This window comes from Psychrobacter sp. ANT_H3, from assembly GCF_027919975.1.
Classification (GTDB): domain Bacteria; phylum Pseudomonadota; class Gammaproteobacteria; order Pseudomonadales; family Moraxellaceae; genus Psychrobacter; species Psychrobacter maritimus.
Window position 1 is genome coordinate 593,256 of record NZ_JAQISM010000001.1, and the last position, 19,778, is coordinate 613,033.

Genomic DNA, 19,778 nt, shown 5'->3' on the forward strand with positions numbered 1-19,778 from the left:
TAGAGAGTAAGGGTAGTTATCAATAACGCATTCACCCCACTACTTTAGAAGTAGGGGAATTCTGCGCTGAAATGTTAAATTTTCAAACCAAATAAAAAGTTCTGAAGCGTCATTGCATTTATTAACTTAAATTATTGCTTTAAACTATCTTTTAGAGCCATTGTTTTAGACTATTGCTTCAAATATTGATTAACACGTGCTTCTGCTTCTTTATCTGTCCACCAATAATCGATAGCGACGGCGTTGGTCGGCAGTTTTTCAGTATGACGATATTGATTCCAGTAGGCAACATTGGTGGCAGACTTGCCGTATAAAGGTACTAAATAATGACCTGCCCGTAGCAAGCGATCGAGCACCTTGGTATATAAAACAATCTCATCACGGCTCTCAGCATTTGCAAGTGCGCTTGCGACCTCATCTATCACTATATTTTTAATACCGATAGTATTATGATTACCTGCTTCATCAGCGGCTGCACTGCCCCAAAACGCCGCCTGCTCAGCACCAGGTGATAAGCTCTGTGCAAAGACGTCGACCACCATATCATAGTCAAAACGGCGCATACGCTCGTAATATTGTGGCCCATCGACTTGACGTAAGGTCGCGTCAAACCCCAAACGCTTTAGATTGCGGATATAAGGCAACAGCACGCGCCCCATGGTCTCGCCTGTCATCAAAATTTCAATCTGAGCAAGCTTGCCATTTGGCTGATATAACTTCATATCTTGATAATAAAAGCCAGCATCTAGCAACAGCTGGCGCGCCTCTAATAAGGCTTTACGATTAAAGCCGCTACCGTCACTGGTTGGCAATCGCCATTCCGTTAATACCGCTTGTCGCTGAATCGGTTCAAGCTTGGCCAGCAATGGGCTTAATATCTGCATCTCAGCCGCAGATGGCGTACCAGTAGCAGCAAGCTCTGAGCCATGAAAGAAGCTTTGTAAGCGCTCATACTGCCCATGGAATAAAGTTTTGTTCATCCACTCAAAATCATAAGCTGCCGTCAATGCTTGGCGGACGCGAATATCTTGAAAAATTGGCCTACGCATATTCATCACCAGACCCTGCATCGGTACTGGATTTTCGCTGCTTATGGTTTCTTTATTAATCAGACCAGCTTTGACAGCTGGGAAATTATAACCTGTTGCCCAATTAGAGGCTTTGTTTTCCGGGCGGAAGCGATATTGCCCAGATTTAAAACCCTCAAAAGCAATCTCATCACTTTGATAATAGACAAACTTAATCATATCAAAGTTATAGCGACCACGATTAACCATCAAATCACGGCCCCAATAATTGGGATCACGCACATAGCTGACCGCGCGCCCCGCATCGACGCGACCAAGTTTATAAGGACCACTGCCCATGAGCGGCGTTAAGGTGATTTTCTCAAAATCTGTATCAATCGATGACTTAGCAAAAATAGGGAATTGCCCGACCGTTAATAAAATCTCTTTATTTTCATCAGACTTAAAAACAAACTTTACCCGCTGCTTATCGATAATTTCAATGTCTTTAATATCGCCTAAATAACTGCGAATATACATTGGGCCTTTAGTCAGTATCGCATCATAAGTGGCTTTGACGTCACTACTGGTCACTGGCGACCCGTCCCAAAAGCGCGCAGCAGGATTAACATGGTAAATAATCCAACTGGTATCATCAGGGTCATACGTGACTTTATTCGCCAGCTGCGGATACATTGTAAAGGCTTCATTGAGTGAGCCTGTCATCAAGGTATCATACAGATAGTCCGTACCAACCATCGCCACACCTGTGGTCATCCATTTATTGGCTGCATTAAAGGTGCCGCGTGCCTCAAGCGATAATGTGCCACCCTTGGGCGCATTGGGATTGGCATAAGGCATAAACGGCACGTCAATATATTCAGTGGTACTATTATGCCCAAGCGCAGTCGTAGTGATTGGCGCAGCAATACTAGCAGGTATCCAGCTGATAGTAATGGCAAGCAAGACGGCTTTTAGCATGGTATTTTTTAGCATCATAAAGTTATAACAAACCCTTTTGCCAGACCGAATGAATATATTGAGCATTTAACCAGTTACTGAAAGCCACCGACCGCTTATGAAATAAAAGCTGAAAAAATATGACGTATCGTAAGTGCTGCAAAATTTTATCATAACAAACTTAGGTTTTTTAACCTAATATTTTGCAGCGTTAAGGTTGCTACATGACGGATTATGCAGCTTAAAAAACACTAATACGCATAAAAAAAGACGCAGCTCATAAAAGTTGCGTCTTTTGTTTTAAAACCTGTGCTAACTTAAGCGTGCTTTTTTTCAAAGGCGATCATAAAGTCAACCAATTGCTGTACCCAATCTAGCGACACTGCATTATAAATACTGGCACGCATTCCGCCAACATCGCGGTGACCTTTTAGATTCATCAAACCTGCTGCCGCTGACTCTTCTAAGAATACTTTGTCAAGGCTGCTGTCTGCTAACGTGAAAGGCACGTTCATGATAGAGCGATATTTGGGGTCAACTGGATTGCTATAAAAGCTGCTATCATCAATCGTTTTATAGAGCAAATCAGCTTTTTGTTGGTTGATTTCACCGATAGCAGCAACGCCGCCCTGCTCCTCTAACCAATCAAATACCAACCCTGCTAAATACCAAGAATACGTCGCTGGCGTGTTTGACATTGACTCTTTTTCAGCCTGATGTTCATAGTTCATCAGCAATGGACACCATTCACTTGCTTTGCCCAATAAATCTTCACGAATAATGACAATGATTAATCCTGCTGGCCCGATATTTTTTTGCGCACCCGCGTAAATCATGCCAAATTTAGACACGTCGATTGTCTGTGACAAAATGCAAGAGGACATATCGGCGATAATCGGCGCATCGACTTGTGGCGGCTCAAATATTTGTACACCATGAATGGTTTCATTGGCGCAGTAGTGGAAATACGCCGCATCTTCGCTTAGGTTCCAATCACTTTGCGCTGGCACGTCGGTAAAATTACTGTCTTTACCCATTGCCACCACATTGACCTCGCCTAAACCCAGTTTGGCATAGCGCTGTGCTTCTTTAACCGCTTTACCAGACCAAGTACCTGTCGTTAGATAGTCTGCGCGGCCACCATTTAACAGGTTTAATGGAATCGCTGAAAACTGTAAGCTGGCACCGCCTTGTAAAAACAGCACTTTATAGTTATCTGGAATGTCCATTAGCGAGCGCAATTTGGCTTCAGCTTTTTCGGTAATCGCGATGTATTCTTTACTACGGTGACTCACTTCCATGACCGACATACCGCGTCCCTGCCAATCAAGCAACTCTTCTTGAGCGCGTGATAAGACGGCGGTCGGTATGGTGGCAGGTCCCGCTGAAAAATTGGGTACACGGTTAGGAGCGGCTTTAGTGGTCATAATCATTATCCTAAATATGATGAAATCATCGTGGTTATTAAAGGTTAAATGTTGAAGGTGAATTTTATCGTTATTTTTTAATCTCTGTCATAGTAAGTGGCAAGCCTTTAATTCTGCTTTGATAACTGCTCCCAAAGCTGACGTTTAAGGCTACTATCAGTAAGCATGTCATCGAGCGTGGGCACAGTAGTAAAGTTCGGATGCTCAAGACCGTCAGGCAAGGCAGTTAATGCGGCAACTTTTATCTCTTCGCTACGACCAATCTTAAAGACATATCCTGCAAGGCTGGCATTAGCAAGCTCAGCCGTATCCATACCTTCACAAATAGGAAATGAGGTTGTCTCACAACTGATGGATAGCGCTTGGGTGATATTTTGCCAAAGCTTTTGACTGTCATGATTAAGGGCTTGAATATCAACCAAAATTACCCAATCGCCACAGCGACCACCTTGTAAATCAAATGGTACTACCTTTTTAAAGCTATCGTCTTTAAAGTTATTCTCTTTAAAACTGCTATCTTCAAAGCTTGGAGCATTATTTACATTATCAATCGCAGCTTGCTGAACGACAGTATTTACAAGTGAGGTAACGGCGGGCTTAGAGATGTCAGGGGCAGTCGAGTCAAAACTATAGGTAACGGGGCTTTGTTGGTCAGAATGACTTAAACCTGTCTCATTAGCGTCATCATAAGAATGATTAGACCCATCATCTACCATATCTGATATGGCATTAATATTTGGGGATTCAATATTAGAAGATTCAAGGCTTGGCTGTTCAGTGCTCGTTGTAGAAGCAGTAGAATGAGATGCAATGCTAGCGTTAGCTGTAACCGCATCAGGCAAGGCAGGCGCAGAAATATCCGCGATATTCATGGTTTCAGAGCTTGGCTGCACCCACTGATTGATACCCATCATCGCTAAAATCTGGCGCTGCTGCATACGATGCTGCAATACAATTAGCGGGTCTTGGATATCACTCATGCTTATTTACTATCCTACTTATCTAAAATGGATTTACAGGCTTTTACTATCAAAAGAATACTCAAATGCAATTAATGACATTGCTCAAAAAAGCTGCCGAACGCCTAGCCAATGATTGGCAAGCTCGGTCAAGCAATCATACTCATCTTGACTGACTATCGTATCGTGTAACATCACTGTATGCAACGTACTCAGCCATTGCCGGTACGTATGATAAGTATAAAAATGGCGCGTACTATCATTGCCCGCCTTATCTACACTATCTGCCCTATCTGCATTGCCGTCCTGTATATGAGCATTATAATCTATTTGAGCGCCGCCCTGTTGCCTCTGTCGATAATTATCATCACCTTTGGCTTGAGAACTAGATGATTGACTGGCAGATGCTATAAAAATAGGTACCGCTTCTATTAATGCCAGTAATTGAACACTATTTAAACTTTGCGCAGTCAATAACAACCATTGCAAATTTGCCTCACTAACGGCTGCTAAATCAATATCAATCAAACGTGCATGACGGCGTAAATCTACAAGATAATGAGCAACGCTAGCACTATTGTAGCTGAGCACTGAAATAGGTGTTGAGATAGGTACTGAGCTATCTAGTGCAGATATTATCTGCCCTTTAGCATCCTTTGATAAGCGATAAGCCAATAAAGTAAGCATTGTTTTCACGGCAATATCGAGACCATCAAACACCTGTCCTGACGGGTCAAGCTGAGCATAAATATCATCCGTGCCAGCGTGCAATACTTGCTGACATTGATAGTATGGATATTGAGGGTGAAGATGCGACTGAACCTGTGTATCATTTAATACGGCAGACAATACGGGTAACAATTGCTGCAGCTGTAGCGCCTGCCATAACGCTAAAATCGCTGGCGACCGAGAATAGGTATTCTCTAAAGGATTTAATACGGATGTAGATTTATCAATAGAATCATCATTATCTATAGTATCAGCAAATTTTTGGCTTAAATCAGCCGTAAGGGAGTTTTCAAACAGCTCAATGATACCTTGCTGATAACGAATTAGCATCGTCCGACACTTTTTTTGCTGCACATAATATTGATGATCTTGATTACTATGACTGGCTTCATATTTTAAGCGCAATTCATCGATAGCGTTTTCTGATAGATTATGTTGGCGTAGTTGCTTTAGCGCTAACGCAATCAAAGCACTGTCTAGACGCCGATCAAGATTTGCCACTGCCGCTAATAATTTATGATCGAGTGTATGCGGTAAAATTTGTGTGTTACTGCTAATATCCACCCTAGAGTTAGTAGTAATTTCAGCAGAAAACCTCTTATTCTCATCAAGCCCAAGCCAGATATCAGTTAAATCATAAGTCGCTGTTGTTGACAGCACATAACCCTGATGACAAAGTAGCACAGCTTCAATCAGAGCTTGCGCTCCGAGCGCATGATAACTGTGATTGAGCACATACTGCGGTAGCGATACCTTTTGTATGTCATCAATACCAACTAATGTATCAGACGGCAAATCACTATCAGGTTTGGCTTGCCATGGCTTAAGCAACTGATGAGTACCGACATCTTCTGCTTGCACCTGCAAACGCCCATCAATAACAACATCTTGCTCTATAACAAATTCAAGCCCGTTATCGTCCTGCAATTCGTTCTGCATTTCACGAGTAGAAAAGGCAGCGATTTCTTTTTCGATAGCATTTTTTTCAATAACATCATTGAAGTTACTATTAAGTCTTTTATCAGCCGAATATCGGTTTTTATCGGTCGCGGTTTTATAAATATCTGACGCTGATTGAACTGCAGATATTCGCGATTGATGTGCATTTTTCTCTTGCTTATTATTGCTTAGGCTATTTGCTACTATCACGCCCCAATCACCTAAGCGGCGCTGCTCATATATCTCTTTAATCTTTTGCTGATTGAGACGTTTTTCTTTAGCAACCTGCACCGCAAAGTCATGATAAGCATTCTCGTTAATAGCACTCATACGCTCAGCCAAGCTTGGATGGGTAGCAAACCACGATACGTCACCCAAATCTGCCCCACTACTGGCAAAAAAGAAATGACTTAATCCATTGATATCGGCGATGCCAGTTAAGCGCGAACCAAGCGCATCTTGATGAATGGTCTTTAAGGTTTCCATAATAGCCGGCGAACGTGTGAGCTGTACGCTGGTCGCATCGGCAAGCAACTCGCGCTCACGGTTAAAGCTGTGTTTGATGAGTTGTGCACTGGCCATACTAGAAAAGCTCAAACCATGGATTAATAATGTCCAAATATTACGCGGCGATTGATTATCAACCGTAGCCCTACTTTGTAGCCACATCGACTGGCTTTTAACTGCTGACTGCCGGTTTTGTGACTGGCTTTGCCAGTAGGCGACCCATTCACTATGAGTGGTAAAGTTTGCTGTCTGCGCTTCAGTGCTACGCGCATGGCTATCAATCGCTCTTTGCGATAAAGGGTTGCTTTGATTGACCGCACTATTAATAAAAGAGCCATCAAAATAGTTTTGCTGACTGTTTTTATGACTGACTTTATAACCAGAACCAAAATTATTAATAGAATCACTCCAGTCATAGAGTAATTGCAAGCCTGCTAACACCACCATTAGCTGTAAATTAAACGTCGCATCGCCATGCAAGATATGACCATACTCATGCCCAATAAGCCCGTATAACCCCTCATCAGACAGCTTATCAAGCGCGCCTTGGGTGACGACGAGCACCATATCTTGGCTATGGCGACCCGCAACAAAGCCATTGATACCTTGCTCATCAGGCAACACATAGAGAATCGGCATACGCAAACCCGAAGCAATGGCTAGCTGCTGGGCAATCTCATAATAACGCCGATAGACAGGCGGGAAATCACGCTCATCACGCACCGCAATATGCCGGGCACTAAAGCGAACCTTTGCTGCAGGCTCATGCTGATGAGCAACCCCTTGACTATGCTCCCAAGCATCTTGGCTGTGGTCGATAAACAATCGCACCGCGCCCACGCGCTGAGCAATCGCACGACCACCTGCTTTTAAGCGTCTATACTCTAAAAAACTGCCCGCAACAAAGCTACCGATTGTCCATACGACCACCAGTATTAATACCCAATGATAAATGCCACCGGTAAATAGCGTCAGCAGCAGCGCCATAACACCAAGTGCCACCGCAATATGGGCAAAGACAATCAGAAAAAATAGCCCATAAAGCAACAAGCTGCGCTGAGTACGGGTACGCTGTGCACCAAAAAAATCCATCTATTACTCTTACCTAACCATAACTACGTGCATTTGACAGTATGTAAATATCAGCCCATATCGACAACAGGTGCTTGAGCAATTGCCTTTCTGTCTTCAAACACCAATGGGCTAAGTGGACGAAAGCCAAAGGTGCTACTGACAAGATTGTTTGGGAACATTTCACGATCATTGTTATAGAACATCACGCTATCGTTATAATGCTGACGGGCAAAGCCAATCCGGTTTTCGGTATTGGTCAGCTCATCCATCAACTCTTTAATCATGCTATCCGCTTTTAGCTCAGGGTAAGCCTCTACAACCGCTGAGAATTGCCCCAAGGCTTTCGACAACATACTCTCTGCTTTGGCAAACAACGCCATATGTTCAAGGGAGTCTGGCTGATGCTTAGTAGAATCTTGCAAGCTTTGGGCGTGATTACGCGCGCCAATCACGCGGGTCAGCGTTTCTTCTTCATGGGTCAGATAACGTTTGGCGGTTTCGACCAAATTTGGAATCAAATCATGACGGCGCTTTAGCTGTACATCAATTTGTGCAAAGCCATTTTTTGCTTGGTTACGGGCACGTACCAGCTTATTAAATACTGACACCCCAAAAACCACAATCAATATGACCACTGCAATGAATAACCAAACAAACATTTTCATTATCAGACTCCAAAAAGTTTTGTACTTATACTATTGTTAATAAAGGTTACTACAATGTATTTTACCCCATATATATTGTTCAAAGTCCAAAATCAGACGAAATGCTGGCAAAAAAAAAGCCCTTTACAATGAAGGACTTATTATGAGGTTTCACTCTTTAAAACGATATAGCAGGAGTATCAGCAAATTTTAGGCAAAAAAAAGCGACTCCAAAAGCACATCCTCGGCACACATTATAACTATTACCGTTGCTACCTTCCGGTCCTGGCGGGATTCATAGAACAATGTTGCGAGGCTACCAATGGAGCCACCAGTTGCAGATTATACAAGAATTTTTTATTATTACAACCCCTATCGTCAAACTGTTTGCTTTAGAGACTCAATGAGCCTGTAACTTAAGTGACAAAATTCTCACAGCAACCCGTGTATTTTTTGCTATTTTACCTAAGGTCTGTTGAATAAAAAATGAACATAAACAACAGCGGATATAACAATGCGCATTATAACAACGTAAATCAATGTGACTCAGATAATTGAGATTACCATTACTAGCACTCATTAGGAGATAATTATGAAAAACACTTGGATGAACAAAGCCGCACTTGCTACGGGTACAGCCGCCCTACTGACCGCGATGATGGGTAGCGCCCATGCAGAACCCACAGGCTACGATCAGCTGACCTTTCAAACAGAAGTCAAAGAAGAAATCCAAAACGATGAAGTTCGCGCCAGTATGTATAAAAAAGCGCAAGCTACAGATGCTAAGACGCTAGCCACCACCCTCAACACCTCTATCAACAATGCGATGAAAATCGCTAAACGCTACCCTAGTGTGACGGTCAGTACGGGTCAGCAGCGCACTTATCCGCGCTATGATAAAAATGACAAAATCATTGGTTGGACAGGACAAGCCAGCATCGATTTAAAGAGCACTGACTTTGCCGCGACCAGTCAGCTGATTGCAGACTTGCAAGAGACCTTAGTGATGGAAAACCTAAACTTTGGGGTTTCAGACGCTAAAAAAGATGCGCTAGAGCAAAAGCTTATGACCGATGCTTCTCGTGCTTTTCAGCAGCAGGCTAAAAACCTGACTCGTGCATGGGATGCGCGTGGCTATCGTGTCGTCACTGTCAATCTAAATACCGGCAGCAACTACCCTCGCCCTATGTATAGCGCGATGAATATGAAAGCTGAAGCGGCGGATGCCTCAGTACCAAGCCAAAGCTTTGAATCGGGCAACAGTACCATTTCAGTGACTGCGAATGGCACGATTGAGTTAACGAAATAAACGCAGAGGTAATGAGTTAAGCAATAGATATTATTACTAACTTCTACCAATAAGTGCAATCACTGCTTTCAGTGATTGCACTTATTTTATATCCAGCAATTATTGTTAATGGATTGCCACTATCTTTTCACTTTTAACTACTAGCCTTTAACACAGTGACCCAGAGTTATTTTTTTACCGGTTCTTCAAGCGTCATGGTTGTATCAACTATGGGTTTATCAACTATTGGTTTAGTAAATGACAACATATTAGGCTGTTTGCCATCTTGACGCATTTTTAGTAACACTTTTTGATACCAAGGCAGACGCTGATACGCCAAAAGCTGCTCTGCTAATTTTTTATTTTTTTGCAAGGTTTGCGTATTTTGGATGACATAGACGGTACGCTCGACCTGTTTTGCTATCTGCCCTTTCTTATTTTTTATCACGGCTTTAACGTTATGCGCACCCGGCAAAACATCAACAGTTGCAATCGAGGCGCTTAAACCCTGCGCCACTTCGTTTCCATCAAGCATAATACTGACACTATCACCTGCTTGTAGGGCAGGTTTTACTTGTACCTTTACATCAATACTTTGTACCGGACGACGATACGCCCGCTCTTCGCTAGGCTCTGTCATCGTCAGCTGATAGTTAATGGGCGCTTTATTAGCGGTTGAGTCACTGTTGGCAGTGGTGTTAGCGGCGGCAGGAGCTTGGGTAGTATTGACAGGCTGATTGCTTGTATTATTTGTTTGACCCGAACTATTTGCAGCAACACTATCGCTGCCAGTCATAACACTGGTTTGGCTAATTTGCTTGCCAGCTTGCTGCTCATAGTTTTGCGGTCGGTCGGTAAAGGTCACTTGACCGGTCTTTGCATCAACAACTTTATAAATAGCAGCGGCATTTGCCATCGGTGCGTAAAGACTGGCTGTGCAAATGACTAGCCCTGTCAGCAAACTTAGCGGCAACCCTTTATTTAAAACAGTACTTTTTAATGATGCAATCATAGTCAGTTAGCCTAGTAGATATTTATTATTAACATATAGATGAGACCATTATGCGATATTTTTAACATTAAATCAGCAATGACTTCACACTAAATTGACCAATTAAACTCGCACTTTGATTGAACAAAAAAAACCAGCTAAGAATTACTTAACTGGTTTTTTGTTTATCGAGAATTTGGCGTGTTAACTACAGATTAGCAGCTATAGTACAAGTCAAACTCAACAGGATGTACAGTAATGTTGACACGCTGCACTTCTTCTTGCTTCAGTGCAATATAGGCTTCTAACATCTCTTTAGTGAAGACGTCACCTTTTAATAAGAACTCGTGATCTTCTTTCAACGCTTGTAGCGCCACTTCTAAGTTTTCAGCAACCGTTGGAATGAGTGCTTCTTCTTCTGGTGGTAAGTCATATAAGTTTTTATCAGCGGCTTCGCCTGGATGCATCTTGTTTTGAATACCGTCAAGACCTGCCATGAGCAACGCCGCAAACGCTAGGTATGGGTTGGCTGCTGGGTCAGGGAATCGAGCTTCAACACGCACCGCTTTTGGGCTACTAACGTGTGGAATACGGATAGACGCCGAGCGGTTAGACGCTGAGTACGCAAGCTTAATAGGTGCTTCATAATGTGGCACAAGACGCTTATAGCTGTTGGTCGATGGGTTAGTGATGGCATTTAAAGCACGGGCATGTTTGATAATACCACCGATAAAGTATAGTGCGGTTTCTGACAAGCCCGCATATTCATCACCTGAGAAAGTATTGACGCCATCTTTTGAGATAGAAATATGCACGTGCATACCAGAACCGTTATCACCAACGATAGGTTTTGGCATAAAGGTGGCGGTTTTGCCAAATTGATGGGCGACGTTATGGACGGCATACTTTAGCTTTTGTACTTCATCTGCTTTACGAACCAAGGTATTAAAAGCCACGCCAATCTCTAACTGGCAAGGAGTCACTTCATGATGATGGACTTCGATACAACCTTCGCCAATCATATCTTCGATACGCTCGCACATTACCGCACGCATGTCTTGTGAACTATCAACCGGTGGTACTGGTACATAGCCGCCTTTGACGCGTGGACGGTGCCCCATGTTGCCCCACTCATAGGCTTTATTGGTTGACCAAGCGGCTTCTTCAGCGACGATTTCATGGCTAACACCAGACATATTAACCGACCATTTTACTTCGTCAAAAACAAAGAACTCAGGCTCAGGACCAAAAAAAGCGGTATCACCAATACCCGTTGATTTTAAGTATTCTTCAGCACGGCGAGCAATAGAGCGCGGATCACGGTCGTAGCCTTGTAGCGTTGATGGCTCGATGATGTCACAAGTCACCACCACAGTAACTGCGTCAAAGAATGGATCGATAAAGGCAGTTTCTGGGTCAGGACGTAAAATCATATCTGAGGCTTCAATACCCTTCCAGCCAGCAATCGATGAGCCGTCGAACATTTTGCCATCTTCCATCACTTCTTCATCAACGCTGTGCGCTGGGAAAGTCATGTGTTGCTCTTTACCGCGGGTATCGGTGAAACGAAAATCAACCCATTTAGCGTTGGATGATTCGATAAGATCAAGTAATTTGTTCGACATGGAAAGTTTCCTTTATGGTTATCGTGGTAATAAAATTGAAACGTAGAATGAAAATTTTAGACGGAAAGTTTTTTTAAAAGTTATTTTTTGCTCAAAGCGCAGCTGATTTTCTGGCGTTAAGCTTTAAGTATTTTTATGAGCCAAATAAATGCAGGTGCTATTTTAGCAACATCTGACCGATAATGCTGAACTCTTCAAATGCATCTTGGTAAATAATATTACATCGCTTTAATAGCGAGCTATTCACACCTATAAGAATTGCAGCTACTATGCCAACTCATCTTCGAGCCATCAAGTTTTTAAAACATCCAAATGCTGAAAGTAATAATTATTTATAATAAATACAAACATTTACGTAATATAAATCTTTTATATTAAAGCGTTATCTGCATAGCAATTGTTATGTCTAGCTAGCAAAATTAAAGATTAATATATTAAATAACGTCCCATAACAGTGCAAACTTTAGAAAATTTAACTTAGTAACGCACCTTTATAGAGCATTTATTGCTATCAGCGTGCAACGGCGCTACGTTTGATAGATAACGAAATAGTGTTAAGATAACAGCGTTTAAAATCGCATCGCTGTTGAACCCATTGAATTAAAGACACTACACTAAGAACACCAAGCTTAAGACACTAGGTTAAAGAGACTAAGTTGAACAAATAATGATTTTGATGATCGATAATTACGACAGCTTTACCTACAATATTGTACAGTACTTCGGTGAATTGCAGCAGGACATCAGCGTTTGGCACAACGATAAGATCAGTATTGAAGAGATTAAAACACTCGCCCCAGATGCCATTGTTATTGGTCCTGGCCCATGTGACCCTGACAGTGCTGGTATCTCGCTAGAGGTGATTGAGACGTTTAAAGGCATTATCCCGATATTAGGTATTTGCTTGGGTCATCAGGCCATTGGCCAAGCGTTTGGCGGCAAAATCGTCAAAGCAAGCGAGGTCATGCATGGGCGTTTATCGGCTATTTATCATAATGGACAAGGGGCGTTTGTCAACTTGCCCAATCCAGCAAAGTTTACCCGTTATCACTCACTGGTGATTGAGCAAGCAAGCTTACCAGAATGCTTTGAGGTTAGCGCTTGGACGCAAAATGCTAATGGCGATATTGAGGAAATCATGGGCATTCGCCACCGCGAGTTTGCGATTGAAGGGGTTCAGTTTCATCCTGAGTCGATTTTAAGCGAAGCCGGTTATCAGCTGCTAAATAACTTTTTACAAACGCACAATCTAGCCGTAATGTCGTCAGATGAGCTACCGCAAGTAGGCTAGCTGTTTTAAGAGAAAAACTCTATTTAACCCAATGAATGTATTTAAACGACAACTATAAAAGATAATAATAAGTGAGAATATTATGACCTCTGCCGCTATGCAGGATGAAAAATCAATGATGGAACAAATTAATAAGAGCAATCAAATTAACCAAACGCAGAAAGCGGTTGAAGACATCAATCAGCTCTCAGATGAGAATATTCATAAACTCCTAACCACCGCTTTAGGCAGGATTTTTCAGCATATTGATCTGACCTTTGATGAGATGTATCAAGTCATGCTCATTATCATGCAAGGCAGATGTAGCGATGCCATGATGGGCGCGATTTTGACTGGTTTACGTATGAAAGGTGAGTCAATTGACGAGATTACAGCGTCAGCAAGCGCCATGCGTGCTTTAGCCGCCAATATCAGCCCAAAAGACTGTCGTTATATGGTCGATATCGTCGGTACAGGTGGCGATGGGGCTAACTTGTTTAACGTGTCAACAGCCGCAGCCTTGGTAGCAGCCGCAGCGGGGGCGCAAGTCGCTAAGCATGGTAACCGCGGAGTTTCGACCAAATCAGGTAGCTCAGACTTACTTGAACAAGCAGGTATTAGCCTTACGCTGACCCCCGAACAAGCGCAGCAATGTATTGAAAATCAAGGCATTGGTTTCTTATTTGCGCCCAATCATCATAGTGCGATGCGCTACGCCAATCCGGTACGCCGTGAGCTAAAAGCGCGGACGATTTTTAATATCTTAGGTCCACTGACCAACCCTGCTGGCACGCCAAATCTCGTTATCGGCGTCTTTACCGCGCAACTATGTGAACCTTTGGCAAAAGTGATGAAAAACTTGGGCGCGCGCCATGTCATGGTGGTCGGTGCAAAAGATGGTCTGGATGAAATCAGTCTCGCGACCTCGACCACGGTGGCTGAGTTAAAAGATGGTGAAATATCTGTTTATGAGATGATGCCAGAAGATGCCGGCGTCGAATCACAAACCTTAATTGGCCTTGATGTAGATTCTCCAGCACAAAGTCTTGAGCTGATTCGTGCCGCTTTATCAGGAGCAGATACTACCGACCGCGCTGTCCTAAAAGCTCGTGATATGATTGCCTTAAATGCCGGTGCCGCGATATATACCGCAGGACTTGCCAGCAACTATCCGAATGGCGTGAGCCGCGCACAAAAAGTCATTCAAAATGGTGACGCTTTGATTAAGCTTGATGACCTAGCCAAATATACGCAGCAATTAGCTGACCAAGTTTAATAAGCTAAATGCTTAGAATTAATAAAAAAAATACGTTGCTCATAACCCTGTTAATCGCAACTATTTATGCAGCCTAAATTTATTTTCTTAATTGTTTCCCTAATTTTTTTACCAAATAACGGAATATAGCCATGACCGCCAATCCAAAATCAGACACCGCTATTCCTTCAGTGTTGCAGCGTATCGTTGCCACCAAACATGAAGAAGTTGTCGCTGCTCGTGCAGCAGTATCGCTTGAGGCATTAAAAGCACAAGTTGCTGCTGATACACAGCCCCGTCGCGGTTTTGCCAATGCTTTACGCAGCGCTGATATTGGTATCATTGCTGAGATTAAAAAAGCCTCGCCATCTAAAGGCATTATCAATCATAACTTTGAGCCCGCGCTGTTTGCTAAGCAATATGAGCAAGCCGGTGCCAGTTGTTTATCAGTACTCACCGACCGTGATTATTTCCAAGGTGACGATAGCTACTTAATCCAAGCACGCGAATCTTGCAGCTTACCGATATTGCGCAAAGATTTTATGGTAGATGTATATCAGATTTACCAATCTTATTTGATGGGTGGCGATTGCATCTTGCTAATTATGGCCTGCCTTGACGATGACCAAGTACAAGAATTGCATGCGCTCAGCATCGAGCTTGGTATGGATGTATTGATTGAAGTGCATACCAAGGCTGAGCTTGAGCGCGCCCTACAACTGCCACGCTCAGCGCACAACATCTATGGTATTAATAATCGTGACTTAAATACCTTTGATGTCGACTTACAAACGACGCTTGAGCTAAAAAATATACTAATCGAAGCCTTAGCAGCTGACATTGATAGCGGCATGCTGTTACCAAAGACGTCGCCACTGATTGTCACCGAAAGCGGTATCCATAGCAGCGACGATATTCGTTTGATGCTCAATAACGATATTCAGCACTTTTTAATCGGTGAACAATTTATGAAAACCGATCATCCCGGACAAGCGTTACAATCCTTACTTGCGAGCGTTGCAGCACAGGCGTAAAGTAAGCTAAATCGATTTTTATGTATTATATAAACCATTAAGCCACTCATTCACTCACCAACGATACGTTAACTATTATGTCAAACTCTCTGTTTTCAAAAGAAATGCAAGACCAACTAAAAGAGCTCAAAGGGCAACTGAGTAAAGGTCGCGATACCAACTCAGCGGATGGCGACAGTGAAAAGCCAACCGAACCTGTGTCATTATTGACGCAAAAGCAAGTTAAAAAAACGGTCAAGCAATTAGATAGCGAACATATCGACGACGATAAAGTGCTATTTATGCAAGCGATGCATGGCGTCAATCAATTAGAAGATAAAAATGTGCGCTCGCCTGCCAATGCCTCAAAAGCTGGCAAACTTGACGCCGCAACGTTATCCAAACGTGCCGCAGCTCAAGGTAGTGAAGCAAGTGACTTAGGTGCAGGCTTGTCAGATATGCAAGCATTACTCAATCCGGTCGCTGCTGAAGCGTACTTATCTTATAAGCAGCCAACCTTGCAAAACAAAATCTTTGATCAGCTCAAAAAAGGTAAGCTACGTTGGTATGATGCGGTAGATATTCATGGCTGCACCATCGAAGAAGCACGCGTGGCAATGACCCAACTACTAAGCCAAGCCAAGCAAAACAATGAAACCATGGTAAAAATTGTCCATGGTAAAGGTTCGGAAGCGATTTTGAAAACATGCGTTAATGGTTGGCTACGTCAACTACCAGAAGTATTGGCATTTTGCTCTGCCCCGCCTAAAGATGGCGGTAATGGCGCAGTATTAGTCTTACTTAAAAAGCCTAAAAATGATGGCGAGTAGTTTTTAGTTTTAGCTTAGTATCGAAATAAAAAGGACTGCAATTGGGCAGTCCTTTTTTATAAAGAAAATCGTAAAATTTTTTAATCATAAGCTTTAACTATATACGCCATTATTTTTATATCTCTATTTTTCCGTTTAAAAAACAGTGAAATCAGAATTATCATGACCATACAAACCATTGAAAACAGTAAAGAATTAAAAGCGCATATCAGCGCTTTGATTGCTATCGAACCAAGATTTGCGCCTGTTTATGAGCGAGTTGGCGTGCCTGATTTACGCCATAATGCTGGCGGCTTTACACAAATAATGAGAGCGATGGTTGGGCAACAGCTGTCTGTAGCAGCGGCAGCAAGCATTTGGCAACGCTTAGTAGATAAAGGTTTTACGACATCGTCAGCGATTCATGCAGCGACAGATGAGGACTTACGAGCACAGGGGCTATCTAAGCAAAAAATTCGTTATACGCGCTCTTTAGTCGAGCACAACATAGATTTTGCTGCCTTAGAAGCCCTGCCCGATGACGAAGTTATCGAAACCTTGACTGCCGTTATCGGTATTGGGCGCTGGACCGCTGAGATGTATCTGCTGTTTTCATTACAACGAGCCGATGTGCTGGCAGTCGATGATTTAGCGATTAAAGTGGCGGCGATGGACTTGTTAGGGTTAGCAGAACGCCCAACGCCGAAACAATTAAAAAACCTCACTCACGATTGGTCACCGCATCGTAGCGCTGCCAGCTTATTATTGTGGGAGTATTATGGTTTTTTACGTCAAAAAAATGCCATCCCTTTATAAGCGGTACTTTTATAAGCTATGCCTTTATAACTATCTAACTGCATAGCCATCTAACTAAATAGTTCTCTAACGAACAAAACGTGGCGTAAGTTATTAAGCAAAACTATCACATGACACCCTAAGGCTGATTCCAAATAGAAAAACCAAATTTTCTTTTGGCACGCTTAAATTTATTTTTTACCAATGCCTTTCTTTTTTGTTGACGCTCTTTATCTAAGTTAATTTTTTTATGCTTGGCTTCTTTGCTTGCTTGGATTTCAGCTGCTTTATTATCCTTGGTTTTGTCCGCCTCTTTGCTTAAATCAACCCCATTCTGCTTACCGTCTATATCATCACTGTTGCTGATGTCATTAACGTCATGATTGACGTCATGATTAACCTCAGTCTTATTCTCATCAGTGCTTAAATTATCTTCTACCGCTTCACTACCATTATCCTCGATATCATTTAACATTTGATGCTCAAGCTCAGCTTGATTGACAATCAGCTGCTGGGTTGGCAAGGCATGCTCGACCTTGTATTTCGCTACTTGGTTTAAGATATCGACAAATAACACGTTTTGTTTGTCATAAAACTCGGTAATCCCATTGGCATTGACGTAAGCCTGTAATTGGATGACGTAGCAATCTTGGCGCAGCTCTAAGATATTGACCTGATTCCATTCTTGGTTGGTTAGATAGTGCTCATCTAAAAACGCATCCAAGTCTTTGACCATTTTAAATACCACCTCAATATCAGCGGTACGCTTAAGATATAACTGGTGCAAAAAACGGAACATATCACGCGAGGTAAAGTTTTCAATTTGCATCGATGAAAAATCACCGTTTGGCACAGTAACGATGGTGCGCGATAAGGTACGTACCCGTGATGAACGAATGCCAATATCGACAACCGTGCCTTCATAGGTACCAAATTTACAATAATCACCGATACGCACGGGCGAATCCGCTACCACCACCACACTACCAACCAAGTTTTCAATCGTCTTTTGCGCACCAAGGGCTAAGGCCAAACCACCGACCCCCAATGCCGCAATACCTGTGGTCAAGTCAAAGCCCAAATTACCAAAGATGACGATAACGGCAAATATCAATAATAGTGCTTTGACCACTTTACGCAGCAGTCCCAAGATAGAAACACGTTCGGTATAGTTTTTCTTATAGCTTAAATTGACCGCGCGGGTAAATATCGAATCAATAACGCGTAATAACAACCAAGTAGTCGCTACCCAAGAGGCAATATCAGTAAAGCGATTGACCGGCTCGCGCAATGTCACTGAGACACCCGCATAAACCATCACCTCAGACAATATCAACGCCATAACCACTACTGCCAGCGGCAATATCACATTATCAGGTAAGGGCAATGCCTCACCACGAATACGCGGATAAGCCAGTTTTAATAAGTGATAGAGCAACCAAACCAAAATATAAGTCAGTATAAAGCTACTGACAATCATGGTAAGGGCAGCAAATAAATCCGCCATCTGATAACCAAACAGCTTTTTGCCTTCTAATGAATCAATGGTATAGCGAGAAACCAACGTCGGCTCATAGTTCTCTATCACCTCTGGTACGGCATCAAGCGTGTCACTCGAAAACTGCCAATACTGCTCCCCTTCCTTAGACACAACCCTTTCGAGCAGCAGCGGCACGCTTTTATCGCCAACATTAATCACGCCCACGCTTTCTTGGCTAGGTGGTAGCTGATCGGTTAAATTGCCCTCAGGGGTATTGTTAATCTGTAAGTCAGGCTGAAAACGTCCACCGGCATCGAGCGCTTGCTTAAATTGGCGCACAATGGTGGTTGGATTATCAGATTTGGACAAATTTAAATAATTACTTGCCAGCAGATAGTCGTTTTCCCCTAATGCTCCGATAAAACCTTGTACTGTATGGCGCGGCGTATCGCGACCAAACGAATCTGGTATCGAGGTTTTGGTCGCCTCCTCACTTTGACCACCCACACCCAGTATGCTGGCTTCGGCAGCAGTCGCACTATGCGATAAGACGACGCTTAACAGGCTTAATACGCTCAATATCATCGCAAACAGAAACGCCGTCATCATAAGCGGCGTTTTCGGAGATGATATTGAGGGAGATGGCGCGGTACGAGCACTCAGATAACGCTGAATAGACAAAACAAACCTCTTAGCTTGATGAATGGCACAACAGAAAAATATATAAAACCTGCCCTATGATAGCAATTATTTATGACGGTAATGCTTTTGATTGCGTGTTTTTATCGCAGTCTTTATTAGGCAATTATATTTTAACTTCTCATATTTAGGCGTTCACTTCTTATAGCCGCTCTACCTATGTAATTTAGGAATATACCCACTGTAGTGTATTTTATTTAATTAAGTCATTTAAGTGCATAAACAACCATCTATCATGAAAGCTGCTCAGCTTATAATGAATAAACATTAGGTTAAAGTGGTTTATAAGTAAGAGAACTTTATAGAT

General features: G+C 42.7%; 14 protein-coding genes and 1 other RNA gene. 6 read left to right on the forward strand and 9 right to left on the reverse strand.

The window, feature by feature from the left end:
* Window positions 1–170 precede the first annotated feature (170 nt).
* From PG901_RS02320 to ffs, 6 genes are all read right to left on the reverse strand, one after another.
* Complete coding sequence (locus tag PG901_RS02320; RefSeq protein WP_271133383.1) at window positions 171–2,003, reverse strand: extracellular solute-binding protein; 1,833 nt, start codon at window positions 2,001–2,003, stop codon at window positions 171–173.
* Window positions 2,004–2,284: 281 nt separating this feature from the next.
* Window positions 2,285–3,394: a 3-phosphoserine/phosphohydroxythreonine transaminase gene (gene serC / locus PG901_RS02325; protein WP_271133350.1), complete on the reverse strand. Its 1,110-nt coding sequence runs from the start codon at window positions 3,392–3,394 to the stop codon at window positions 2,285–2,287.
* Between the two features lie 107 nt (window positions 3,395–3,501).
* On the reverse strand, window positions 3,502–4,374 hold the full coding sequence (locus PG901_RS02330) for a hypothetical protein (RefSeq protein ID WP_271133351.1): 873 nt from the start codon (window positions 4,372–4,374) through the stop codon (window positions 3,502–3,504).
* An 84-nt stretch (window positions 4,375–4,458) separates the two neighbouring features.
* Window positions 4,459–7,620: a M48 family metalloprotease gene (locus PG901_RS02335; protein WP_271133352.1), complete on the reverse strand. Its 3,162-nt coding sequence runs from the start codon at window positions 7,618–7,620 to the stop codon at window positions 4,459–4,461.
* Window positions 7,621–7,670: 50 nt separating this feature from the next.
* Entirely contained in the window at window positions 7,671–8,267 is a 597-nt protein-coding gene (locus PG901_RS02340) for a LemA family protein (RefSeq protein ID WP_201564982.1), read from the reverse strand.
* Window positions 8,268–8,474: 207 nt separating this feature from the next.
* Window positions 8,475–8,571, reverse strand: an RNA gene (gene ffs / locus PG901_RS02345) — signal recognition particle sRNA small type.
* A 267-nt stretch (window positions 8,572–8,838) separates the two neighbouring features.
* Here ffs and PG901_RS02350 point away from each other — a divergent pair.
* Entirely contained in the window at window positions 8,839–9,555 is a 717-nt protein-coding gene (locus PG901_RS02350) for an SIMPL domain-containing protein (protein WP_271133353.1), read from the forward strand.
* Between the two features lie 166 nt (window positions 9,556–9,721).
* Here PG901_RS02350 and PG901_RS02355 read toward each other — a convergent pair whose 3' ends face one another.
* Both PG901_RS02355 and glnA read right to left on the reverse strand, forming a co-directional pair.
* Window positions 9,722–10,546: a DUF4124 domain-containing protein gene (locus PG901_RS02355; RefSeq protein WP_271133354.1), complete on the reverse strand. Its 825-nt coding sequence runs from the start codon at window positions 10,544–10,546 to the stop codon at window positions 9,722–9,724.
* Between the two features lie 194 nt (window positions 10,547–10,740).
* Complete coding sequence (gene glnA, locus PG901_RS02360; RefSeq protein WP_271133355.1) at window positions 10,741–12,150, reverse strand: type I glutamate--ammonia ligase; 1,410 nt, start codon at window positions 12,148–12,150, stop codon at window positions 10,741–10,743.
* 667 nt (window positions 12,151–12,817) lie between these two features.
* Between glnA and PG901_RS02365 the strand changes: the two genes are divergently transcribed.
* The 5 genes from PG901_RS02365 (at window position 12,818) to PG901_RS02385 (ending at window position 17,313) form a co-directional block, all read left to right on the forward strand.
* The gene (locus PG901_RS02365) at window positions 12,818–13,441 is read left to right on the forward strand and encodes an anthranilate synthase component II (protein WP_271133356.1); all 624 of its coding nucleotides are present in this window, start codon (window positions 12,818–12,820) and stop codon (window positions 13,439–13,441) included.
* A 118-nt stretch (window positions 13,442–13,559) separates the two neighbouring features.
* The gene (gene trpD, locus PG901_RS02370; RefSeq protein WP_271133384.1) at window positions 13,560–14,696 is read left to right on the forward strand and encodes an anthranilate phosphoribosyltransferase; all 1,137 of its coding nucleotides are present in this window, start codon (window positions 13,560–13,562) and stop codon (window positions 14,694–14,696) included.
* A gap of 131 nt (window positions 14,697–14,827) precedes the next feature.
* Complete coding sequence (gene trpC / locus PG901_RS02375; protein WP_271133357.1) at window positions 14,828–15,709, forward strand: indole-3-glycerol phosphate synthase TrpC; 882 nt, start codon at window positions 14,828–14,830, stop codon at window positions 15,707–15,709.
* Between the two features lie 77 nt (window positions 15,710–15,786).
* On the forward strand, window positions 15,787–16,518 hold the full coding sequence (locus PG901_RS02380) for a Smr/MutS family protein (protein ID WP_201629096.1): 732 nt from the start codon (window positions 15,787–15,789) through the stop codon (window positions 16,516–16,518).
* 162 nt (window positions 16,519–16,680) lie between these two features.
* Complete coding sequence (locus tag PG901_RS02385) at window positions 16,681–17,313, forward strand: DNA-3-methyladenine glycosylase family protein (RefSeq protein ID WP_271133358.1); 633 nt, start codon at window positions 16,681–16,683, stop codon at window positions 17,311–17,313.
* Window positions 17,314–17,431: 118 nt separating this feature from the next.
* Here the strand turns inward: PG901_RS02385 and PG901_RS02390 are convergent, their stop codons facing one another.
* Window positions 17,432–19,357 (reverse strand): mechanosensitive ion channel family protein, encoded by a 1,926-nt coding sequence (locus PG901_RS02390; protein ID WP_442966839.1) that lies wholly within the window; start codon window positions 19,355–19,357, stop codon window positions 17,432–17,434.
* Window positions 19,358–19,778: the final 421 nt, after the last annotated feature.